The sequence below is a fragment of the Streptomyces sp. NPDC102462 genome (genome assembly GCF_044765425.1).
GTDB lineage: Bacteria > Actinomycetota > Actinomycetes > Streptomycetales > Streptomycetaceae > Streptomyces.
On the sequence record NZ_JBIWKB010000023.1, the window covers coordinates 90,838 to 111,817 of the forward strand.

General features: G+C 73.4%; 20 protein-coding genes and 1 tRNA gene. 11 read left to right on the plus strand and 10 right to left on the minus strand.

Annotated elements, in window-relative coordinates; genetic code table 11:
- Positions 1-134 precede the first annotated feature (134 nt).
- The gene (locus tag ACIRFL_RS21255) at positions 135-1,028 is read right to left on the minus strand and encodes a DMT family transporter (RefSeq protein WP_404030443.1); all 894 of its coding nucleotides are present in this window, start codon (positions 1,026-1,028) and stop codon (positions 135-137) included.
- Positions 1,029-1,416: 388 nt separating this feature from the next.
- Here ACIRFL_RS21255 and ACIRFL_RS21260 point away from each other — a divergent pair, with 388 nt between their 5' ends.
- Genes ACIRFL_RS21260 through ACIRFL_RS21270 form a run of 3 tightly spaced genes read left to right on the plus strand, consistent with a single transcriptional unit; the run spans position 1,417 to position 3,863 of the window.
- The gene (locus ACIRFL_RS21260) at positions 1,417-2,466 is read left to right on the plus strand and encodes a hypothetical protein (protein WP_404030444.1); all 1,050 of its coding nucleotides are present in this window, start codon (positions 1,417-1,419) and stop codon (positions 2,464-2,466) included.
- A 52-nt stretch (positions 2,467-2,518) separates the two neighbouring features.
- On the plus strand, positions 2,519-3,256 hold the full coding sequence (locus tag ACIRFL_RS21265) for a molybdopterin-dependent oxidoreductase (protein WP_404030446.1): 738 nt from the start codon (positions 2,519-2,521) through the stop codon (positions 3,254-3,256).
- Entirely contained in the window at positions 3,240-3,863 is a 624-nt protein-coding gene (locus tag ACIRFL_RS21270) for a cytochrome b/b6 domain-containing protein (RefSeq protein ID WP_404030447.1), read from the plus strand. The genes ACIRFL_RS21265 and ACIRFL_RS21270 overlap by 17 nt, the downstream gene beginning before the upstream one ends.
- A 381-nt stretch (positions 3,864-4,244) precedes the next feature.
- On the opposite strand, the gene ACIRFL_RS21275 is transcribed toward ACIRFL_RS21270, so the two are convergent.
- The 4 genes from ACIRFL_RS21275 to ACIRFL_RS21290 all read right to left on the minus strand — a co-directional run bounded on the left by ACIRFL_RS21275 (position 4,245) and on the right by ACIRFL_RS21290 (position 8,046).
- Complete coding sequence (locus ACIRFL_RS21275) at positions 4,245-5,270, minus strand: L-idonate 5-dehydrogenase (RefSeq protein WP_404030449.1); 1,026 nt, start codon at positions 5,268-5,270, stop codon at positions 4,245-4,247.
- A gap of 14 nt (positions 5,271-5,284) precedes the next feature.
- The gene (locus ACIRFL_RS21280; protein ID WP_404030451.1) at positions 5,285-6,049 is read right to left on the minus strand and encodes an SDR family oxidoreductase; all 765 of its coding nucleotides are present in this window, start codon (positions 6,047-6,049) and stop codon (positions 5,285-5,287) included.
- Positions 6,050-6,062: 13 nt separating this feature from the next.
- Positions 6,063-7,460 carry a GntP family permease gene (locus ACIRFL_RS21285; protein WP_404030453.1) on the minus strand — a complete coding sequence of 466 codons (1,398 nt, stop codon included), beginning with the start codon at positions 7,458-7,460 and terminating at the stop codon, positions 6,063-6,065.
- 67 nt (positions 7,461-7,527) lie between these two features.
- The gene (locus ACIRFL_RS21290; RefSeq protein ID WP_404030454.1) at positions 7,528-8,046 is read right to left on the minus strand and encodes a gluconokinase; all 519 of its coding nucleotides are present in this window, start codon (positions 8,044-8,046) and stop codon (positions 7,528-7,530) included.
- Between the two features lie 143 nt (positions 8,047-8,189).
- Here ACIRFL_RS21290 and ACIRFL_RS21295 point away from each other — a divergent pair, with 143 nt between their 5' ends.
- Positions 8,190-8,891, plus strand: coding sequence for a FadR/GntR family transcriptional regulator (locus ACIRFL_RS21295; protein WP_404030455.1), 702 nt, complete (start codon positions 8,190-8,192; stop codon positions 8,889-8,891).
- Positions 8,892-8,922: 31 nt separating this feature from the next.
- On the opposite strand, the gene ACIRFL_RS21300 is transcribed toward ACIRFL_RS21295, so the two are convergent.
- Together ACIRFL_RS21300 and ACIRFL_RS21305 are read right to left on the minus strand one after the other, a co-directional pair.
- On the minus strand, positions 8,923-9,300 hold the full coding sequence (locus ACIRFL_RS21300; protein WP_404030457.1) for a YchJ family protein: 378 nt from the start codon (positions 9,298-9,300) through the stop codon (positions 8,923-8,925).
- 80 nt (positions 9,301-9,380) lie between these two features.
- Positions 9,381-9,468 (minus strand) — tRNA-Leu (locus ACIRFL_RS21305).
- A 200-nt stretch (positions 9,469-9,668) separates the two neighbouring features.
- Between ACIRFL_RS21305 and ACIRFL_RS21310 the strand changes: the two genes are divergently transcribed.
- The 3 genes from ACIRFL_RS21310 to ACIRFL_RS21320 all read left to right on the plus strand — a co-directional run bounded on the left by ACIRFL_RS21310 (position 9,669) and on the right by ACIRFL_RS21320 (position 12,308).
- Positions 9,669-10,994 (plus strand): M20/M25/M40 family metallo-hydrolase, encoded by a 1,326-nt coding sequence (locus tag ACIRFL_RS21310; RefSeq protein ID WP_404030458.1) that lies wholly within the window; start codon positions 9,669-9,671, stop codon positions 10,992-10,994.
- Positions 10,995-11,123: 129 nt separating this feature from the next.
- Complete coding sequence (gene chpH, locus ACIRFL_RS21315) at positions 11,124-11,357, plus strand: chaplin ChpH (RefSeq protein WP_351729927.1); 234 nt, start codon at positions 11,124-11,126, stop codon at positions 11,355-11,357.
- 192 nt (positions 11,358-11,549) lie between these two features.
- Complete coding sequence (locus ACIRFL_RS21320; protein ID WP_404030460.1) at positions 11,550-12,308, plus strand: chaplin family protein; 759 nt, start codon at positions 11,550-11,552, stop codon at positions 12,306-12,308.
- A 65-nt stretch (positions 12,309-12,373) separates the two neighbouring features.
- Here ACIRFL_RS21320 and ACIRFL_RS21325 read toward each other — a convergent pair whose 3' ends face one another.
- Entirely contained in the window at positions 12,374-12,562 is a 189-nt protein-coding gene (locus ACIRFL_RS21325) for a DUF5703 family protein (RefSeq protein WP_005485166.1), read from the minus strand.
- A gap of 47 nt (positions 12,563-12,609) precedes the next feature.
- Between ACIRFL_RS21325 and ACIRFL_RS21330 the strand changes: the two genes are divergently transcribed.
- Complete coding sequence (locus tag ACIRFL_RS21330) at positions 12,610-13,311, plus strand: hypothetical protein (RefSeq protein WP_404030462.1); 702 nt, start codon at positions 12,610-12,612, stop codon at positions 13,309-13,311.
- 420 nt (positions 13,312-13,731) lie between these two features.
- Here ACIRFL_RS21330 and ACIRFL_RS21335 read toward each other — a convergent pair whose 3' ends face one another.
- On the minus strand, positions 13,732-15,987 hold the full coding sequence (locus ACIRFL_RS21335) for a helix-hairpin-helix domain-containing protein (protein ID WP_404030464.1): 2,256 nt from the start codon (positions 15,985-15,987) through the stop codon (positions 13,732-13,734).
- A complete protein-coding gene (locus tag ACIRFL_RS21340) occupies positions 15,984-16,967 on the minus strand; it encodes an aldo/keto reductase (protein WP_404030466.1) in 984 nt (327 codons plus the stop codon). The genes ACIRFL_RS21335 and ACIRFL_RS21340 overlap by 4 nt, the downstream gene beginning before the upstream one ends.
- Before the next feature lie 908 nt (positions 16,968-17,875).
- On the opposite strand from ACIRFL_RS21340, the gene ACIRFL_RS21345 reads away from it, so the two are divergent.
- The 3 genes from ACIRFL_RS21345 (at position 17,876) to ACIRFL_RS21355 (ending at position 20,920) form a co-directional block, all read left to right on the plus strand.
- Positions 17,876-18,931: an LLM class F420-dependent oxidoreductase gene (locus tag ACIRFL_RS21345; RefSeq protein WP_404030468.1), complete on the plus strand. Its 1,056-nt coding sequence runs from the start codon at positions 17,876-17,878 to the stop codon at positions 18,929-18,931.
- Positions 18,932-19,215: 284 nt separating this feature from the next.
- Positions 19,216-20,004, plus strand: coding sequence for a ferritin-like domain-containing protein (locus ACIRFL_RS21350; RefSeq protein WP_404030469.1), 789 nt, complete (start codon positions 19,216-19,218; stop codon positions 20,002-20,004).
- Positions 20,005-20,233: 229 nt separating this feature from the next.
- Positions 20,234-20,920 carry a histidine phosphatase family protein gene (locus tag ACIRFL_RS21355; RefSeq protein WP_404030470.1) on the plus strand — a complete coding sequence of 229 codons (687 nt, stop codon included), beginning with the start codon at positions 20,234-20,236 and terminating at the stop codon, positions 20,918-20,920.
- Positions 20,921-20,980 lie beyond the last annotated feature (60 nt).

The window sequence follows — 20,980 nt, forward strand, 5'->3', positions numbered from 1 at the left end:
CGCGCTCAACCACGACGGCGCCGCAGACGAACCCCGGCACCCGCCCCGCAGGGAACCGCGCTCAGCCACAACGGCGCCGCAGACGAACCCCGGCACCCGCCCCGCAGGGAACCGCGCCCCCGCCCGGCCAGGGCTCAGCGGGGCTGAAGGTCCCGCTTCGGCGCCGCCGCCCCCGTACCCCGCGGCATGGCCGGATGCAGTCCGAGCAGCACGATGCCCACGACCACGGCGGCCAGCCCGGCCGCCTCCCAGGCCAGCGCCCCGGTGTCGGTACGCAGCCGGTCACCGAGGAACCCCACCCCGCACAGGATCCCGGCCAGCGGCTGGGCGGCCGTCAACGCGGGCAGCGACATACGCAGCGGCGCCGTCTCGAACGCGCTCTGCACCAGGATCAGCCCGGTGATGCCGAGCGCGAGCACGCCGTAGGGCTGCCAGCCGGAGAACAGTTCGGCGAGCCCGCCCGCGGAGAACCGCTGCCCGCTGATCCGGGTCAGCGCGTCCTGCACGCCGTACAGGAGACCGGCGGCGAGGGCCAGCAGTACCGGGGCCATGCTCAGCCGGGAGCGTTTGGCGAAGGTGGTGAGCAGCAGGGCGAGGCCCAGCGTCACGCCGATGATCAGCCAGTGCCGGACCGGGTCGGTGACCGCGTGCCCGCCGTGCGGCCGGCCCGCCACGATGAACGCGGTGACGCCACCGGCGAGCAGGGCGAGGCCCGTCCAGCCCTGGCGGCCCAGCGGCTGTTTGGTCTGGTGCCGGGAAAGGGCCAGGGCGAACAGCAGGTTCGTGGCGAGCAGCGGCTCCACCAGGGAGATCTCGCCTCGGCCCAGGGTGACGGCGCCGAGGATCATCCCGGCCGCCATCAGGCCGATGCCGCCGAGCCAGCGTGGCACCTTCATCAGGTCGAGCAGCAGCCGGGGCGAGAGGAAGTCGCTCAGGGGTGCCTTCTGGGCGGCGTTCTGCTGGAGCACGAATCCGAAGCCGAGGCAACAGGCCGCGCTCACGGCGAGAATCAGAACCAGAACCGACACGCTGCGTACCTCGATCATCCGGCCGGGCCACGGGTGCGTAGTGGCCGACTGTAGTCTCCCGAAGCTCTCCGTGCCCCCGGGAGTGCCCAGAACCGGTCAGGTGAAATCGGCCGGGGGGCCCGGTCGGCCAGGGGGGGCGCGAGCCGACGGCCCACCGTCATGGTCCGCTGCCCGGGTGGTCGCCACCCTGGCGCATGCCGGCCACGCAGAGCCCCCTCGCCGGGTCCGGTCCGCGCCGCCCACGCGACCCTGGGACCTGCCTCAATTCCCTTACTGCAAACGGTAGTTGAACCCAACAACAGCTCCGATGAACTTGACGTGAACCGTTGGCGGGGGATTTGCTGTGAGTGATCGGTCGATGGCAGTTCGACAACCAGGAAGTCTCGCGGTGCCCTTACCCCCGCCCCTGCTCCACCCGCGCCGCGCGCGCCCCTACGAGGTCGTCGACGACGCCTTCGACGACACCGAACTCATCGCCGCGCGCGCCGCCCTGGCCCAGGGCCGGCGGCAGGCCGTACGGGCCCTGCTCCAGCGCACGGCCGACGACGGGGACCGCCGCGGCCACCGGATCTGCGTCCTCGCCCGCCCGCCGTACACCGCCGCCTGGGCCCGCGACTGGCTGGCCGCCGAGCCCGGATCCGCCGACGCCGCCACGCTGCTCGCCCTGGCCCTGGCGCGGCGCGCCCTGCGCGGCAAGGAGGACCCCGCCGCGGCCCGCGCCGCCTGCCGCGCCGCGGCCGAACTGGCGCCCGCCGACCCGACCCCGTGGCTCGGTCTGCTCCTGCTCGCCCGCGACCTCGGCACCGACGAGGAGACCGCGGACGCCTTCGCCGAGGTGTGCCGCCGTCACCGCGACCACCACCACGCCCACCATCTGATGACCGCACGCCTGGCCGAGCACCGCCCCGAGCCCGGCGCCGACCCCGGCCACGAGGCGTACGCGTTCGCCGACCGGACCGCGGCCCGCGCCCCCGCCGACTCCCCGCTCGCCGTCCTGCCGGTCGTCGCGCACACCGAGCGCTTCCGGGCGCTGGCCGCCGCGGGCCTGGTGCCCGCCGACCCCGTCGCCTCCGGGCACTGGTCGGGGCCCCGGGTCCGGCAGGTGCTGCAGGCCGCGTTCGACTGGTGGCTGGAGTGGGAGCACGACGAGCACCCGCGCCGCCACGTCGACCTCAACTTCCTCGCCCACGCCACGTCCTGCGCCGGCCGGACCGCTGAGGCCGCCGCCCTGTTCCAGCGGATCGGCCGGCATCTGACCCCACGGCCGTGGTCGTACCCGGGCCGCGAGCCCCGCGCCGCCTTCCGCGCCGCCCGCGACCGCGCGCTCGGCGCCGCCCCTGCGACCTCGGACGGGGCGCCCCCGGACCCGCCGTACCCGCGCGCTCCCCTTCCTGGAAGGCAAGAAGACGCCACGCGAGAAGACATTACGGAACGCTGACCCGTGGCCCGACCCCCTGGTCCCGCGGGGCCGACGGTGCTCGAATGACGGTGTGAACCCCCAACCACCCGAGGACCCACGCGCCGAGGAGGGCCGCCCGATCGGCCGCCGTGTGGTCCTCGGCACCCTCGCCCTCGGCGCCCTCGCAGTGGCCGCCGCGCCCGCACTCCAGCGCGGCACCGAGGCGTTCCTCGGCGCCGCCTCCGGCAAGGACCCCACCGGACTGACGGGCCTGCTGCCGAACGGCGGCGGCTTCCGCTACTACTCGGTCGCCGCGTCCGTCCCGCACCGGGGCCCCGCGGACTACCGGCTCACGATCGGCGGACTCGTCGACCGCCCCCGCGCCTACACCCTCGCCGAGCTGCGCGCCCTGCCGCAGACCCGGCTGGTCAAGGACGTCCAGTGCGTCACCGGCTGGCGGGTCCCCGGCACCCCGTTCGAGGGCGTCAGGCTGTCCCGGCTGCTGGATGCGGCGGGCGTGCGCGGCACGGCCCGCGCGATCCGCTTCACCTGCTTCGACGGCACCTACACCGAAAGCCTCACCCTCGACCAGGCTCGGCGCCCGGACGTGCTGGTCGCGCTGCGCATGCAGGACGGTGACATCGGCCACGACCACGGCGGACCCGTCCGGCTGTACGTGGCCCCCATGTACTTCTACAAGTCGGCGAAGTGGCTCTCCGGGATCACCGTCACCGACCGGGTCGAACCCGGGTACTGGGAGCGGCGGGGATACGACGTCGACGCCTGGGTCGGCCGCTCGAACGGACGGACCGATGAGCCTACGAACTGAGGCGCCCGCGGGCACGGACCGGCTGCCGCGGTTCTCCCGCGCCGAACGCTGGGTGCACCGCACGACGGCCGCGCTGATGGGCGTGTGCGTGCTGACCGCCGCCTGCCTCTACGTCCCCCAGCTCGCCGTCGCCGTCGGCCGCCGCGCCCTCGTCGTACGCCTCCACGAGTGCGCGGGCCTCGCCCTGCCGGTGCCCGTCCTGCTGGGGCTCGCCTCCCGGGCGTTCCGCGCCGACCTGCGTTTCCTGAACCGCTTCGGCCCGCACGACCGGGTCTGGCTCGGCGCTGCACTGCGCCGCGACAAGCGGCACTCCGCGCGCCCGGCGGGCAAGTTCAACGCCGGCCAGAAGGTGTACGCCGCCTGGATCGCCGGCGCCACGCTGGTGATGCTCGGTACGGGGCTGATGATGTGGTTCACCCACCTCACCCCGCTGATGTGGCGCACCTCGGCGACCTTCGTGCACGACTGGCTCGCGCTCACCATGGGCGTGGTACTGGCCGGCCACATCGGCATGGCCCTGGCCGACCCGGAAGCCCGCCGCGGCCTGCGCACCGGCACCGTGACCCGAGACTGGGCAACCCGCGAACACCCCCTGTGGCGCCCCTGACCCACCCCGCCAGTCACCGGCGGGACGCGCCCGTAGGGGCGCGGGGAACTGCGCGCCCAACCACAACGCACCCGCACCGGCACGGTGACTGGGCAACCCGCGAACACCCCCTGTGGCGCCCCTGACCCACCCCGCCAGTCACGGCGGGACGCGCCCCGTAAGGGGCGCGGGGAACTGCGCGATCAGCCACAACGCACCCGCACTCGCACCCGCGCGACCAGCCACAACGCACCGGCGCGCCCAACCACAACGCACCCGCACTCGCACCCGCGCGACCAGCCACAACGCACCGGCGCGCCCAACCACAACGCACCCGCACCCGCGAAGGCACCGGCACCCGTACCCGCAAAGGCGCCGGCACCGGCCCCCGCACCCGGGGGTTCAGGCGGTGAAGTCCAGCAGGACCTTGCAGGCGCGGCTGCGGTCCGCCGCCAGGGCGAACGCATGCTCCGCCTCGGCCACCGGGACCACCGCGCTGATCAGCGCGTCGAACACGGGCTCGGCCGCCAGCAGTTCCAGCGCCTCGTCGAACTCGGCGTCGAACCGGAACGCCCCGCGCAGCTCGATCTCCCGGCTCACCACCAGGTTCCCCGCGAACGGGCTCTGCCCCGGCGGCAGCATGCCCAGCTGCACCACGACCCCGCCGCGCCGCACCAGCCGCAGGCAGGTGTCGAGCCCGGCGGCCACCCCCGATGCCTCGACGGCCACATCGACCTCGGCCGGCCACCCGGCGTCGTCCGGATCGTCCGCCCTGACGACCGTGTCGGCGCCCGCAACGGCGGCGTACCGCAGCGCCTCGGGCAGCAGGTCGGTCACGGTCACCCGGGCCGCGCCCGCCGCCCGCGCCGCGGCCACCACCAGACAGCCGATCGGCCCGGCCCCGGTCACCAGCACATGCCGCCCGGCCACCGGCCCGGCCCGCCGCACCGCGTGCAGCGCGACCGACAGCGGCTCGGCGAGCGCCGCCCGGCGCGGCCCCAGCCCGGCGGGCAGGGCCCGCAGCTGCCGGTCGGGCACGGTCACCCGGGCCGCGAACCCGCCCTGGACGTGCGGGAATCGGGCCGCGCTGCCGAGGTAGCGGGTGTCCCGGCACACATGGCGCAGCCCGGCCGCGCACTCCGGGCACGCCCCGCACGGGGTCGCGGGGTGCACGGCGACGGCCGTACCGACGGCAGGGCCCGAGGCGCCGGGACCGTAGCCGACCACCGTGCCCACCACCTCGTGGCCGAGCACCATCGGCTCCCGGAGCCGGAAGTCACCGACCCCGCCGTGCCGCCAGTAGTGCAGGTCGGAGCCGCACACCCCGCCGTAGCGGACCGCGACGAGCGCCTGCCCGCGGCCGGGTTCCGGCACCGCAAGCTCCTCGACGCGCAGATCGCCGCGCCCATGGATCACACAGCCCAGCATCCCGCCGGCCTCCCTCACAGCACGCTCGTCATGCCGCCGTCGACGTACAGCACCTGCCCGCTGACGAAGTCCGCGGCCGGCGAGGCGAGGAACAGCACCCCGCCCACCAGGTCCTCGGTGCGGCCCCAGCGCCCGGCCGGGGTGCGGCGGCGCACCCAGGCGGTGAACTCCTCGTCCTCGACGAGCGGCCGGGTCAGCTCGGTCTCGATGTAGCCGGGTCCGAGCCCGTTCACCTGGACGCCGTACGGCCCCCAGTCCGCGCACATGCCCTTGGTGAGCATCTTCAGCGCGCCCTTGGTCGCCGCGTACGGCGCGATGCCGGGGCGCACCACCTCGCTCTGCAGCGAACAGATGTTGACGATCTTGCCGTGGCCGCGTTCCGTCATCCGCCGGGCCGCCTCACGGCCGACCAGGAACGCGCTGGTCAGGTTGGTGTCCAGGATCCGGTGCCAGTCGGCGTCGGTGAACTGAAGGAGCGGCGCCCGCAGTTGCATGCCCGCGTTGTTGACCAGGATGTCGAGCGGGCCCACCCGCTCCTCGACGTCCGCGATGCCCGCGGCCACGGACGGTCCGTCGGTCACGTCGAACACCGCCGTGTGCACCCGGCCGGCGGGCAGGGCGGCGGCGGCCTCGGCGAGCCGGCCGCCGTCGCGTCCGTTGAGTACGACCGTGCAGCCGGCCTCGGCCAGGCCGCGGGCCAGCGCGAGCCCGATGCCCCGGCTCGAGCCGGTGACCAGGGCCGTGCGCCCGCGGATGTCGAAGAGGGGGTGAGCCGTCATCGCCGTACCCTTCCTAGATCACGAGGGACAGCAGCAGGACCAGGGCGCCGGCGACCACGGAGACGATGCACTCCATCACCGACCAGGTCTTCAGGTTCTGGCCGACGCTCAGCCCGAAGTACTCCTTCACCAGCCAGAACCCGGCGTCGTTGACATGGCTCAGGAACAGCGAGCCGGCGCCGATGGCGAGGACCAGCAGGGCCGCGTGGGTGGTCGACATGTCGGCGGCCAGCGGCGCGACCAGACCGGCCGCGGAGACGGTCGCCACGGTCGCCGAACCGGTCGCCAGCCGGATCGCCACCGCGATCAGCCAGGCGAGCAGCAGCGCCGGTATGGACCAGTCCTTGGAGATGTCCAGGACCATCTGGCCGACGCCGGAGTCGATCAGCGTCTGCTTGAAGCCGCCGCCCGCGCCGACGATCAGCAGGATGCCGGCGATCGGCATCAGGCCCTTCTCGACGGTCTGGGAGATCCGGTCCTTGGTGAACCCGGCCGGACGGCCCAGCGTGAAGATGCCGACGATCACCGCGGCGAGCAGGGCGATCAGCGGCGAGCCGATGACGTCGAAGACGCGCTGCACCAGGTGTGTCGGGTCGTCGACCACGATGTCCACCAGGGCCTTGGCCAGCATCAGGACGACCGGCAGCAGGATCGTGGCGAGCGTGGCGCCGAAGCCGGGGCGCCTGTCCAGTTCCTCGGAGGGACGCTGCGGGATCATCCGCTCGGGCGCCGGCACGTCCACCCAGCGGGCGGCGACCTTCGCGAACAGCGGGCCCGCGATGACGACGGTGGGGACGGCGACGAGCACACCGAGCGCCAGGGTGACGCCCAGATTGGCGCCGACCGCGTCGATCGCGACCAGCGGGCCGGGGTGCGGCGGCACCAGGCCGTGCATCACGGACAGTCCGGCGAGCGCCGGGATGCCGATGCGCATCAGGGAGTAGTTGCCGCGCTTGGCGACCATCAGCACCACCGGGATCAGCAGCACGATGCCGACCTCGAAGAACAGCGGCAGGCCGATCACGGAGGCGATCAGCACCATCGCCCAGGGCATGGTCCGGCCGCCTGCCTTGGCGAGGATGGTGTCGACGATCTGGTCGGCGCCGCCGGAGTCGGCGAGCAGCTTGCCGAGGATCGCGCCCAGCGCGATCAGCACGCCGACGCCGGCGACCGTGCTGCCGAGCCCGGTGGTGAAGCTGGTGATCGCCTTGTCCAGCGGAGCCCCGGCGAACGCGCCCAGCGCGAGCGAGCCGATGGTCAGCGCCAGGAAGGCGTGCAGCTTGAACTTGGTGATGAGCAGGACGATCACGGCGATGCCCGCCAGCACGGCTATGCCGAGCTGGGCGTGCCCTGCCGAGGTGATGGGCTGGACTGTGTCCGCTGCCAGCATCTCGGCGCTGAGTCTGGTCACGGGGATTCCCTTGCAGATGAACGGGGACGGGGGAGGGGTTGCTGAGGTGGGGGGTGCTGCGGGGGTGTTACCGCGCGGGGTCGGGAAGCGCGGCCAGTGCCTCGGCGGCACGCGCGGTGATCTCGTCCGGGCTGCCGGAGACATCGACGGCGACACCCGGCTCGTCCGGCTCCAGGGGCTGGAGTGTGGCGAACTGGGAGTCCAGCAGCGCGGTCGGCATGAAGTGGCCCTGCCGGTGGGACATGCGGTCCTCGATGAGCGCGCGGTCACCCGTCAGGTGCACGAACACGATCCCGGGGGCCGCCGCCCTGAGCCGGTCGCGGTACGACCGCTTCAGCGCCGAACTGCTCACCACCCCGCCGAGGCCCGCCCGCCCGTGCGCCCAGCCGCCGATGGCATCGAGCCACGGCCACCGGTCCGCGTCGTCCAGCGGAATCCCGGCCGACATCTTGGCGATGTTGGCCGGCGGGTGGAAGTCGTCGCCCTCGGCATAGGGAACGCCGAGCCGGGCCGCGAGCAGGGGACCGATCGTGGTCTTGCCCGTGCCGGCGACGCCCATCACCACGACGACGTGGGGGGTACGCATCACTGCCTCGCTGTCTTCCTCGACATGCGACGTCGACATCTGACGTCGGCCACACTGAAACCCATTAGGTACGACGAATTCAAGAGTCTGTGACAAATAAGTCTGACTTTTTGGGAGCGTGATCCACTCTGTACGCTGAGTGCATGAGCACACCGGGCCGGGGGCTGCACGGCCGCGTACTGGACACCCTCGGGCCCGCGATCACCGCGGGGGAGTACCCCACGGGCAGCGTGCTGCGCACGGACGAACTGGCCCAGCACTTCGAGGTGTCGCGATCGGTGATGCGCGAGGCCGTGCGCGTCCTCGAGTCCATGCACCTGGTCGAGTCCCGGCGCCGGGTGGGCGTGACCGTGCTGCCCAAGTCCGAGTGGAACGTCTACGATCCGCAGGTCATCCGCTGGCGCCTGGCGGGCGCCGACCGCCCGGGCCAGCTGCGCTCGCTGACCGTGCTGCGCTCGGCGATCGAACCGGTCGCGGCCGGGCTCGCCGCGAAGCACGCCACGGCCGAGCAGTGCGCCGAACTCACCGAGTGCGCGCTCGGCATGGTGGCCAACTCACGCGGCCACCAACTGGAGGGGTACCTCGTCCACGACGTCGCCTTCCACCGGGTGATCCTCACCGCGTCGGGCAACGAGATGTTCGCCCGGCTCGGCGATGTCGTCGCGGAAGTCCTCGCCGGCCGCACCCATCACGAGGTCATGTTCGAGGACCCCGACCCGGCCGCCGTCACCCTGCATGTCCAGGTCGCCGAGGCGGTGCGCGGCGGCGACGCGGACCGCGCCGAGCGGCTGACCCGTGAGATCACCGTGGGCGCGCTCCAGGAACTCGACATCCTCGCACCCTGAGCCGCCCCCGCCGCGCGCGGGCATCCGGGCGTCAGTCGAGAACATCCCCGTCGACGTACGCCCACGCCCCGTCGACCCGCTCGAACCGGCTGCGCTCGTGCAGCGAGCCGCCCCGGTAGGAGGCCCGGAAGGTCACGGTCCCGGTGGTGTGGAAGGCCGAACCGTCCGTCGTGCCCAGCACCTCGAGGCCGGTCCACGGCAGCCCCGGATCGAGGTCCAGCCGCACGGGCCGGGTCCGCGGATGCCAGGTGCGCAGCAGATACCCCGCGTCCCCCCGCACGAAGGCCGTGTACCGCGACCGCATCAGCGCCTCGGCGGTCGGCGCCGCACCCGCACCCCGGTGATACCGCCCGCAACACCCCTCGTACTCCCCGCCCAGCCCGCACGGACACCAAGAACGCGTCGTCATGCCCCCATTGTGCGGGACCACGGCAATGGCGCGGGACCCCGACCAAACAGAAAGACCCCAGGTGAACTGGGGTCTCTGGTTGGTGTCCGAGGGGGGACTTGAACCCCCACGCCCGATAAAGGGCACTAGCACCTCAAGCTAGCGCGTCTGCCATTCCGCCACCCGGACAAGGTGTCCGTCGCGCGGGCTGTCCCCCGCGGCGACGAAGGAAACATTACCAGGCTTTCCAGGGTGGCCGATCACGCCCCGTCCCCGCGCCCGGTCCCGCGTGAACGCCTTGTGACGGGCCGGGACCGGGCTTGGGACCGGGGCGACGGCGAGGGAGGATGAGGGGGACCACCAGCAGCGACAGCGCGGGAGGAAGCAGCGTGAGCGAGACGGACACGGCCAGGGGCGTCACCGGCGAGGACGAGGTCGTGGACCTCTGCCGCGAGCTGATCCAGATCGACACCAGCAACTACGGCGACCACTCGGGCCCGGGCGAGCGCAAGGCCGCCGAGTACGTCGCCGAGAAGCTCGCCGAGGTGGGCCTCGAACCGAGCGTCTTCGAGTCGCACCCGGGGCGTGCCTCGACCGTGGCCCGCATCGAGGGCGAGGACCCGTCCCGGCCCGCACTGCTGATCCACGGCCACCTCGACGTCGTACCGGCGAACGCGGACGACTGGACCCACCACCCGTTCTCCGGTGAGGTCACGGACGGGTGCGTCTGGGGGCGCGGCGCCGTGGACATGAAGGACATGGACGCCATGACGCTGGCCGTCGTGCGCGACCGGCTGCGCAGCGGCCGGCGTCCCCCGCGGGACATCGTGCTCGCCTTCCTCGCCGACGAGGAGGCCGGAGGCACCTACGGCGCCCGGTGGCTGGTCGACAACCACCCCGGGCTCTTCGAGGGCGTCACCGAGGCGATCAGCGAGGTCGGCGGCTTCTCGTTCACGGTGAACGAGCAGCGCCGCCTGTATCTGATCCAGACGGCCGAGAAGGGCATGCACTGGATGAAGCTGACCGTGGCCGGGACCGCCGGACACGGTTCGATGATCCACCGGGACAACGCGATCACCGAGCTGTCCGAGGCGGTCGCCCGGGTGGGCCGGCACCGGTTCCCGGTGCGGGTCACCAAGACCACCCGGGCCTTCCTCGACGAGTTGGGCGACGCGCTCGGCACCGAACTGGACCCGGAGAACATGGAGGCGACGCTCGCCAGGCTCGGCGGCATCGCCAAGCTCATCGGCGCGACCCTGAGCAACACGGCCAACCCCACGCAGCTGAACGCCGGCTACAAGGTCAACGTCATCCCGGGCGAGGCCACCGCGCACGTCGACGGGCGGTTCCTGCCCGGCTACGAGGAGGAATTCCTCGCCGACCTCGACCGGATCCTCGGGCCGAAGGTGCGCCGGGAGGACGTGCACTCCGACAAGGCCGTCGAGACCGGCTTCGACGGCGCTCTGGTGGAGGCGATGCAGTCCGCGCTGGTCGCCGAGGACCCGGCCGCCAAGGCGATCCCCTACATGCTCTCCGGCGGCACGGACGCCAAGTCCTTCGACGACCTGGGCATCCGCGGCTTCGGCTTCGCGCCCCTGAAGCTGCCCCCGGAGCTGGACTTCGCGGGCATGTTCCACGGTGTCGACGAACGCGTACCGGTGGACGGGCTGAAGTTCGGTGTGCGGGTGCTCGACCGGTTCATCGACGCGTCCTGAAATCGGCCACACGTGCGGAGCCCACTGGGACGGGTGAATGCGACCATACGCTCGTAGCCCCATTACTCCCTCCTCGTTACACGTGATGCGGTCCGCAGCTGGGGCCGCACTTGCCAACAAGGAGGAAGAATGATCAAGAAGGTCGTCGCTGCTGCGGCCGCCACCGGTGGGCTGGTTCTCGCGGGCGCGGGCCTCGCCGTCGCGGACTCCGGTGCCCAGGGTGCCGCCGTGCAGTCCCCGGGCGTCGTCTCCGGCAATGTCATCCAGGTCCCGGTGCACGTCCCGGTGAACGTCTGCGGCAACACGATCTCGGTGATCGGGCTGCTGAACCCCGCCTTCGGCAACACCTGCGTCAACAAGTGACGTCGACTCCCTGAGGGCGTCCTCCCGTCGGCCCCGGAGCGCGCGCCATGCGCTCCGGGGCCGACCGGTTTCCCCGGCGGAACCCAGCCGCCCCGCGGCACGGCAGCCGGGAACTTCAGCGCAGAACAAAGCAGAACAAAGCAGAACAAAGCAGAACAGAACAACCTCATCGAAGGCAGGGGGGACTCACCTATGCGACAGGGCACCCGCAAGGGCCTGATCACCGTGCTGGCGGCCACCGGCGCACTCGCCGCCACCAGCGGATACGCCCACGCCGACTCGGGAGCGGGCGGCACCGCCACGCACTCGCCCGGCGTGCTGTCCGGCAACACCGTCCAGGTGCCCGTGCACGTGCCGGTGAACGTCTGCGGCAACACCGTGAACATCGTCGGACTCCTCAACCCGGCGGTGGGCAACGCCTGCACCCAAGGTGCGGGCGCCGCCGAGGGCGGTCACGGCGACTCGGGCGGCGCACACACCGGCGGCCGCACCGACGGCTCGCCCGGCGTGGGCTCCGGCAACACGGTGCAGGTACCGGTCGACGTGCCGGTGAACGTCTGCGGCAACAGCATCGACGTCATCGGGATCGGCAACGCCGCGACCGGGAACGACTGCGCCAACGGCACGGGCGGCGGCCACGAGACCCCTCCGGGCGGCGGCCATGAGACGCCTCCCGGCGGCGGGCAGGAAACCCCTCCCGGCGGCGGTCACACGACCCCGCCCGGAAACCCGGGTACGCCGAGCACCCCGCCCGCCAAGGGCGGCGAGACACCGGCCGCCCACACCTCGCACGTCCGCCCGCAGGGCGACGCCTCCGTCACGCAGCCCGGCGGAGCCGCACAGCTCGCCCACACCGGGAGCGGCCTGCCGCTCGGCGCCGCCCTCCCGCTGAGCGCGGGGGCGCTGCTGGCCGGCGCGGTGCTCTACCGCAAGGCCCGGGCCGCGGCGTGACGCGCGGACGGCGGTGAGACGGAGCGGCCCCGTCGTGCGGGGCCGCTCCGGTCAGGTGTCCTGTCTCACCACGTGGCCCGCACCTGGCGGATGATCCGCCGGCGCAACCGCACCCTGCGGCTGCCGTCGCGCAGCAGGCTCAGTCGGTCCAACTCCCAGTGTCCGTACTCGGCATGGTCCGTCAGCAGACGCGTGGCGTCCTTACGGGACACCCCCCGCGGGACGTACACGTCGACAAATTCGTATTCCGGCATCGCATCTATTGTGCGGGCTGGGGCCGGGTACGGATAGCGTCTGCACTATGTCTGATGCTGCGCAGCCCACCGCTGCCGAGGTACGCGCCGCCGCCGAGGCGGTCAAGACCGCGCTCGACCGCCACCTGGCCGCGGTCGAACGCAGGTCGGGTGAGGACGACCCGGCCGTCTACGAGGCGTTCAACCAGCTCGCGGCGGCCGCCGAGGTCTACGACGAGCTGCTCTACGACCGCTACGACGAGGTCACGCCCTTCGAGATCCCCGGCACGGATGAGTCGCTGCCGCCGTACGCGGGTCCGGAGGAACCGAACGCCCTGAGCGTGCTGATCCGCCGCGACTACGCCGTGGTGGAACCGCAGCGGCTGCTGGCCCAGGCCGGGCGGGTCGAGGCGGCGGAGTACGAGGACGGCGCGGCCGTGGATGCCTCCGGCACGGTGCACGGGGCGCTGGGGATCCTGTTCGGCGAGTTCGAACCGGACGAGATCGCCTCCCGGCACAAGGAGTTCGGCCTGGAGGAGGGCGACTCCACGCTGTGGGTGACCGCGGCGGACGAGCCCGCAGAACCCGGCGAGTGGCTGGAGGCGCCGTTCGAGCAGATCGATCCGCAGCGGGTGGTCTGCCGCTTCGACGTCAGCGCCGTCTTCGACGACGAGGACACCGCGGACGACGTCGAGGACGATCTTGAGGACCAGCTGGACCTGGACGGCGACGAGGACGAGGACCTGGAGCCCCTGGACGCGGATCGCTGAACCGACCGACACCGGTGCCGCACGGGCCTGAGCCCACGCGGCACCGCAGCGTTCGGCCCACGGCCGCCCTTGAGCCGCGACCGTGCTTGGCCCGCGGCTGTGTTCGGTCCGCCACTGTGCTTGACCAGCCGCTGCGTTCGGCCCGTGGCCGTGTTTGGTCCCTGGCTGTGTTGGGCTCGCGGCCGTACTTGGCCGGCCGCTGTTTTCGGCGCGCCGCCGTGCCTCGTCCGCCGTTGTGTCGCGTGCGGCGCAGTGGTTGGCCCGTGGCCGTGTTTCGCCGCCGTGGGTCACCCGACGGCGGCACGGGCACCACGGCGGCACCGGCACGAAGGCGGCCCGCGACGCCGCCGCCCGTGCGACCGGACACGGTGGTGTCCGTCGGTCGTGACCGCCGTCGACCCGCCCCCGCGGCCGGGTGGGTCAGCCGGCCGGCGGGAGCTGGGCGCGCAGCAGGGCCGGCAACCGGGTGCTCCGGGGCTTGGCGGGGATCTCGGCGACCGCTCTGGGCAGCGCCTGCTCCACGCCGTGCACCACGGACAGATGGCGATCGGCACGGCCGAACGCCGTGTACACCCACGGCCTGCTGAGCGCCTGCGCGGCATCGCCGGGCAGCACCACGACCACCGCGGGCCAGCGGGCGCCCGCCGCCTGGTGCGCGGTCAGCGCCCACCCGTGCCGCACGGACCGCTCCACCTGCTCCCGCGCCACCACGACCGGCCCGTCCGCGCAGGACAGGTGCAGTCCGTCGGCGTCGGCCTGCACGACCCGGCCGGGGAGCATACGGCCGGGAGCGGGGGAGTAGGCGATCCGGTCGCCGGGGTCGAAGCCGCCGAAGCGGCCGGGCCCCGGGTTGAGCCGTTCCTTGAGCGCCGCGTTGAGGGCACGGGTGCCGGCCGCCCCGCCGTGCCCCGGTGTGATCACCACGGTCTGCTCGGCCGGGACGCCGATGGCCCGCGGCACCGAGTCCGCGACCAGTTGCACGGTGCGGTGCACGGCCTCGGCCGCGTCCCGCACGGGCACGATCACGACCTCCTTGCCGGGAGCCTCGACCTGGTTCAGTTCGCCGACGCCGATACCGGAGACGAGTTCGCCGAGCGGTCCCGGGTCGGGCACCCGCGAGGCGATCCGCGGGCACGCCCGGGTCGCGAGCAGATCGGCGAAGACCCGCCCGGGCCCGGCCGACCACAGGACCGCGGGGTCACCGGACAGCACCAGCCGCGCCCCGTCCGGCAGCGACTCCACGAGCAGGGCAGCGGTCTCCACATCGAGCTGGGGCGCGTCGAGCACGATCAGCAGGTCGAGGTCCAGGGCACCTTCCGGGTCCCGGCCCGGCCCCTCGGTGCCCGCCAGCAGCCCCGCCACGGTCGCGGTCCCGCGGCCGGCCCGGTCCGCCGCTGCGTCCGGGCCGTCGAGGCCGGTGAGCAGCGCCGCGCACTCGTCACGGCCGCCGGCCGTGTGTGCGGCGGCCCAGGCCCGCAGGCCCAGCACCGGTGCCTCGTGCAGCAGGCGCGCCGGGTCGACGAGGGAGGCGTGGCCGCCCGTGTGCAGCACCAGCCCGTGCCCCGCGACCGCCGCGATCAGCTCGCCCGCCGAGCCCCCCGCGGTCGTGGCCGCGCGCTGCCAGGCCTCGGCCGGGCCGTCCTGCTTCGGCACGGAGTTGACCAGGCGGGCCAGGCCGTCGGCAAGGCTCTCCTCGGCGAGCGCGTACCGCTCAAGGCCGACGAGGACCCGGACGGGCCGCTCCTCCTCGCCGTCCTCGCCGTCGCCGTCGGCCGCGGTGTCCCCGGAGTCCCCGGCGGCCTCCGCCGGGTGCGGCCGGGCCGGGGCGCCCGGCTCCTCCAAGGCGTCCTGGAAGACCAGGGCCTCGCCCTCCGCGAGCGTGCCCTGCACGGCCGCGTCCGGATCCGGCACGCCCCGCTGGGCCAGCGCGGCGAGCAGCGCGGGCATCTCCAGAGCGGTGTGCCCGGCCAGCGCCGCCTGCTCCAGCAGCCAGCCGGTCACCGCCCGGCCGCGCCGTACGTCGTCCGGGCCGCACTCGGCGCCGAGCAGCGCCCGCGCGAAGCCGTCGGCCTGCTCCGGCCGTACGCCGCCGACCCGCAGCAACAGCCAGGGATCCGACCGCAGCCGGGCGTCCGCGCCCTCGCCGAGCGCCACGGCCACCTGGGAGGCGAGGCTTTCGGGGGCGCCGCCGTCGCTCAGTACCGCGCGCACCGCGTCGACCGCCGCCGGTGCGGGTGCGCCGGGTTCGGCGACGGGGGTGGGCTGCGGCCGACGCACGGGCTCCGGAGCGGCGGCCGGCCTGCGCGGGGCGGGCGCCGTTTCGAAGACCTCGGTGGCCGGCCGTTCGCCGCTCTCCACGGCCCGTACGGCCGCGAGCAGATCGGCCGCCGTGCCGCTGAGCTTGGCGCCGCTCTCGATCGGCCCCTTCCTGTCGGCCTTGCGCCGCTCGATCCGCTCCCGCTCGACGCGCTGGGCGGCCAGCTCCGCCTCCGCCTCGGACAGCTGGGCGGCGGCCTCGGTGCCGCCCTCGCCCGCCGGGGTGCCGGACGGCTCGGCGCCGTCCTCACCCGCGTTCCTCCCCGCGTCCGCGGGTTCCATGGCGTCCGCGGCTGCCGGGTCCGTGGCCTCCGGGGTCCCCGGCCGGGCCTCCTCCGTGGTCTCCGGGTCCGTGCTCACAGCGTGCTCCAGTCGTGATCGGGATAGCGGTGCAGGGGCGCCGACACGTCGTCCAGCGCTCGGCAGATCTCGTCAGGAAGACTAAGCGCCTCCACTGACAACGCCGCCGTGAGCTGCTGCGCGTTGCGCGGGCCGATGATCGGGGCGGCCACGCCGGGGCGGTCGCGCACCCAGGCGAGGGCTACCTGGAGCGGAGTCACCGCGAGCCCGTCCGCCGCCGTCGCCACGGCGTCCACGATCCGGCTCGCGGTGTCGTCCAGGTACGGCGCGACGAACGGCGCCAGGTGCTCGGAGGCGCCGCGCGAGTCCGACGGGGTCGCGTTGCGGTACTTGCCGGTCAGGACGCCGCGGCCGAGCGGCGACGAGGGCAGCAGGCCGACGCCCAGGTCGAGGGCGGCGGGCAGCACTTCGCGCTCCACGCCGCGCTGGAGCAGCGAGTACTCCATCTGCGTGCTCGCCAGCCTGGTGCGGGTGCCCGGCTGGGACAGCTGCCAGGTGGCGGCCTTGGCGAGCTGCCAGCCGCAGAAGTTGGAGACCCCGGCGTAGCGCGCGCGACCGCTGCTGACGGCCAGGTCGAGGGCCTGAAGGGTCTCCTCCAGCGGGGTGCCCGGATCGAAGGCGTGGATGTGCCAGACATCGACGTAGTCCGTGCCGAGGCGGGCGAGGGAGGCGTCGAGCGCGGCCAGCAGATGGCCACGCGAGCCGTCGAAACGGCGGTCCGGGTCCGGTACGCTCCCCGCCTTCGTCGAGATGACCAGGTCCCGGCGCGGCACGAGCCCTTCTATTAGCTGTCCGAGCAGATACTCGGCCTCACCCGCGCCGTACACGTCCGCGGTGTCGACGAGGGTCCCGCCTGCCTCCCAGAACGCCTTCAGCATGTCCGCGGCGTCGTGCTCGTCGGTGTCCCGGCCCCAGGTGAGGGTGCCGAGCCCGATCCGGGACACGCGCAGGCCGGTACGGCCGAGATGCCTCTGCTCCATGTCCGTCGACCCTACTGGCCGGAACTGCCCCCGTGGGCACCTGTGGACAACCGATTCCCCCCACCACCCGCCCCCCCGCGACCGCGCGCCGCACCGGGGCCGCAGCCGGGCCGGACGGCAGCACCGGAACCGGTGCCACGTGCACCCCAGTCCTTCGACAGGGGGGAACAGTGATGCCGGGCCCGGAGGCCGGCGGTCCTCTTGCAGGACCGCGGAAAACATGACGGGGGGCGGTCCCTGAGTCTGCGTTGCGGCTTCCGAATCCGGGGCGCGGTCTCCGACTCCACGTCTTGGTCTCCGGCCCCGTGCCGAGACCGGCGAGCACCTTGCCCAGGGCGCGGCCCGACGCCGGTCGCGGGGCCTCGCCTGCTCATCCGGTTCGACAGGGCGGTGGGGTGAGGCAGGGGCGGGCCGCCGGCCGTGCCCGTGGTGCGGCGTGTTCCTCCACCTCGGTCCACGCGACGCGATCCGCGGCCGAACCCTCTCCGTCCACGCTCCTCACCCCGGCCCAGGCAACGCGTTCCGTCGGCCCGTCCGGTCCCGCGTCTCACCACCCCGGCCCACGCGACGCGACGCCTCGGCCCCGTCCAGCCCTCCGCCCTCCGTCCAGCCCTCCGCCCTCCGAGCGGGCGCCGGCCGCTGCCGCGCGAAGTGTCCGTCGATCCTTGCGTGGGCGCTGGCCGCTGCCGCGCGAAGTGCCCTCCGATCCCCGTGTGGGCGCCGACCGCTGCCGCACGGACTGCTTCGCCGGCCCGCGTGGGCGCCGGCCGCCGCCGCGCGAAGTGCCCTCCGACCCTCGCGTGGGCGCCCCCGTTCACGCACGGAGTGGGCCGTGGCTGTCGTGTGGGGGTGGGGCGCGCTAGGGTCTGGCTGTCAGGGACGTTACTCGCGGGTAAGGGGAATCGGTCATGCAGCTCGGGATCAACCTCGGGTACTGGGGCGCCGGAATGGACGCGGACAATCTGGCCGTGGCCAAGGAGGCCGAGCGGCTGGGGTACGCCGTGTGCTGGGCGGCCGAGGCGTACGGATCGGACGCGGCCACCGTGCTGACCTGGGTCGCCGCGCACACGGAGCGTATCGACGTCGGCTCGGCCATCTTCCAGATCCCGGCCCGCCAGCCCGCGATGACCGCGATGACCGCCGCGACCCTCGACTCGCTGTCCGGTGGCCGCTTCCGGCTCGGCCTCGGCGTCTCGGGCCCCCAGGTCTCCGAGGGCTGGTACGGGGTCACGTTCGACAAGCCCCTCTCCCGCACCCGCGAGTACGTCGAGATCGTCCGCCGGGCCATGACCCGCGAACGCCTGTCGTACGAGGGCGAGCACTGGACGCTGCCGCTGCCCGGCGGCCCCGGCAAGCCGATCAAGCTGACCGTGCACCCGCAGCGCGAGCACATCCCGCTCTACATCGCCGCCATCGGGCCCAGGAACCTGGAGCAGACCGGGGAGATCGCCGACGGGGCGCTGCTCATCTTCCCCTCGGCCGACCACCTGGAGGAGACGGCCGTCAAGTATCTGCGCGCCGGGCGCGAGAAGGCGGGCAAGGGCCTCGACGGGTTCGACGTCTGCCCGACCCTGCCGCTCGCCGTCGGCGACGACAAGGACGTGTCCCGGCTCGCCGACACCTTCCGCCCCTACACCGCCCTGTACGTCGGCGGCATGGGCAGCCGCAAGCAGAACTTCTACAACCAGCTCGCCCAGCGCATGGGCTACGAGAAGGAAGCCGCCGAGATCCAGGACAAGTACCTCTCGGGCGACAAGCAGGGCGCCGCGGCCGCCGTACCGCAGGACCTGATCGACCGGACCACCCTGCTCGGCTCCGTCGACCGCATCGCCGACCGCATGAACGCATATGCCGCGGCCGGGGTCACCACCCTCACCCTCGCCCCCGCGGGCTTCACGCTCGACGAGCGGATCGCCTCCCTGCGGGCGGGCACCGAGGCCCTGGACCGCGCGGGCCTCGCCTGAGGCGGGGCCCGCGGCGCCCGCAGAGGGTGTTCTCACGGCCGTGGTGGGGGCTCGGGGGTCTTCCCCGCCACGGCCGTCAGGGGGAACAACGCGCCCGCGCCCGCACGGTTACGCCAGCGCCACGCCCCGACTGCTCATCCGTTCGGCGGAGTTGTCCGACATACCTGTTGCGGCACCTTCTGTGCGGCATTTGACTCGTTCTTTGCGGAATCCCACGGTGCGGAATCCCATGGAAACCGGCGGAGCCCAGCGGAACGCGCGCATCCCGCAGGAAGGTGCCCACGATGCTTTCGGCCAAGAGTCTGTTCCAGGAGATCCTCGACAACGACGAGTCCTTCCGGCTCTTCTGCTCCATCGCGGCCAGCGGGGAATCGCAGGGCGGCTGGGAGAACGCGCGGATCGCCGCACGCGTGCCACCGGACGAACGCGCACTCGCCCCCAAGATCACCCGCCACGGCGCCGACGAGGACAAGCACGGACGCATCTTCAACGCACTGATGAACAAGCGCGGTCTGCGGCCCGCCCCGGTCCCGCCGGAGACGGACTACACCATGCTCCTGGAACGCCACGGCATCGGACTCGCCCACGACAAGCTCAACGCCGAGGAGCCGCTGACGGTCCAGGACCTCATCGTCTACCTCGCCCACAGCCGGGTCACCGAGCAGCGGGCCTGCGAGCAGATGACGATGCTGCGCAAGCACTTCGGCGACCACCCGGACCTCGGCCGCGCCGTGAAGATGATCTCCCACGACGAGGACAACCACCTCGCCTACTGCCACGAGGAACTGCTGCGCCTCGCGCAGGCCGGCCACGGCCCCGCCATCCGGCGCGCCCTGCGCGAGTGCGCCCTGGCCGAGATCCGGATCTACCGGGACGTCAGCCTCGCCGTCATGGCCCACATGGGCCGCATCCTCGGCTGGCCGAAGGCCAAGTCCGCGCTGCTCGCGGCCGGCATCCACGCCGTGTACGGGTACGAGCGGGCGGCGGGCTGGCGGCGCATGGTGTCCCTGCGGATGCCCGAGCGCCGCAACGCCCTGGGCGGCCCCGCGCCCACCGCACCCGAGTTCGCCTGACGCCGAACGTCCTGCGGACCCGGCCACGCGCCCGAGGCGGCCATCGAGGTCCCCGGACCGGGTCGCTGACGCCGGTTCAGGGTGTCGCCCGGCTCACTGTCGGCCGGCGGACCCGGCCCCGGACTCCGCGGTGACCGGGGCGAGGAACACGGGAGGACCGGCCCGTCACGCCGCACTTGACGGCACCGGCACCCCCGGGCACCTCGGACGGGCGCTTACCCTGGGCCGCATGCCCACGCTGATCCTCGTAAGGCACGGACGTTCCACCGCCAACACCGCGGGCGAGCTGGCCGGCTGGACGCCCGGCGTCGCCCTGGACGAGCGCGGCGCCGCGCAGGCCGCCGCACTGCCCGGACGGCTCGCCGCGCTGCCCCTCGCCGAAGCGGTCACCAGCCCCCTGCAACGCTGCCAGGAGACGATCCGGCCACTCCTGGAGTCCCGGCCGGGGCTGACCGCCCACACCGACGACCGGATCGGTGAGTGCCACTACGGCGACTGGACCGGACGCAAACTCGCCGAGCTGAACGACGAGCCGCTGATGCAGGTCGTACAGGCGCACCCGTCGGCCGCCGCGTTCCCCGGAGGCGAGTCCATGCGGGCCATGCAGACCCGCGCCGCGGAGGCCGTGCGCGAGTGGAACGCGCGCGTGGAACGCGACCACGGCCCGGACGCCGTGTACCTGATGTGCTCGCACGGCGACGTCATCAAGTCCCTCGTCGCCGACGCGCTCGGCCTGCACCTCGACCTGTTCCAGCGGATCTCCGTCGAACCCTGCTCCGTCACCGCGATCCGGTACACGCGGCTGCGGCCGTTCCTCGTTCGCCTCGGTGACACCGGGGATTTCGCCTCCCTTGTGCCCCGCGAGGAACCGCCCGGTGAAGACGCTCCGGTCGGAGGCGGTGCGGGCGCACCGTGATCGTCGGCCGCAGTAGGGTGAAGCGGTTGACATCATCGCGTTCACGCATGGACCTTCACG

Bases quoted from the DNA above. Each gene is read 5' to 3' on its own strand.
- ACIRFL_RS21270 (WP_404030447.1), top strand. From the start codon at position 3,240: ATGAGCCTACGAACTGAGGCGCCCGCGGGCACGGACCGGCTGCCGCGG.
- ACIRFL_RS21290 (WP_404030454.1), bottom strand. From the start codon at position 8,046: ATGCGTACCCCCCACGTCGTCGTGGTGATGGGCGTCGCCGGCACGGGC.
- ACIRFL_RS21325 (WP_005485166.1), bottom strand. From the start codon at position 12,562: ATGCCGGAATACGAATTTGTCGACGTGTACGTCCCGCGGGGGGTGTCC.
- ACIRFL_RS21345 (WP_404030468.1), top strand. From the start codon at position 17,876: ATGCAGCTCGGGATCAACCTCGGGTACTGGGGCGCCGGAATGGACGCG.
- chpH (WP_351729927.1), top strand. From the start codon at position 11,124: ATGATCAAGAAGGTCGTCGCTGCTGCGGCCGCCACCGGTGGGCTGGTT.
- ACIRFL_RS21300 (WP_404030457.1), bottom strand. From the start codon at position 9,300: ATGACGACGCGTTCTTGGTGTCCGTGCGGGCTGGGCGGGGAGTACGAG.
- ACIRFL_RS21355 (WP_404030470.1), top strand. From the start codon at position 20,234: ATGCCCACGCTGATCCTCGTAAGGCACGGACGTTCCACCGCCAACACC.
- ACIRFL_RS21295 (WP_404030455.1), top strand. From the start codon at position 8,190: ATGAGCACACCGGGCCGGGGGCTGCACGGCCGCGTACTGGACACCCTC.
- ACIRFL_RS21320 (WP_404030460.1), top strand. From the start codon at position 11,550: ATGCGACAGGGCACCCGCAAGGGCCTGATCACCGTGCTGGCGGCCACC.
- ACIRFL_RS21275 (WP_404030449.1), bottom strand. From the start codon at position 5,270: ATGCTGGGCTGTGTGATCCATGGGCGCGGCGATCTGCGCGTCGAGGAG.
- ACIRFL_RS21280 (WP_404030451.1), bottom strand. From the start codon at position 6,049: ATGACGGCTCACCCCCTCTTCGACATCCGCGGGCGCACGGCCCTGGTC.
- ACIRFL_RS21350 (WP_404030469.1), top strand. From the start codon at position 19,216: ATGCTTTCGGCCAAGAGTCTGTTCCAGGAGATCCTCGACAACGACGAG.
- ACIRFL_RS21340 (WP_404030466.1), bottom strand. From the start codon at position 16,967: ATGGAGCAGAGGCATCTCGGCCGTACCGGCCTGCGCGTGTCCCGGATC.
- ACIRFL_RS21330 (WP_404030462.1), top strand. From the start codon at position 12,610: ATGTCTGATGCTGCGCAGCCCACCGCTGCCGAGGTACGCGCCGCCGCC.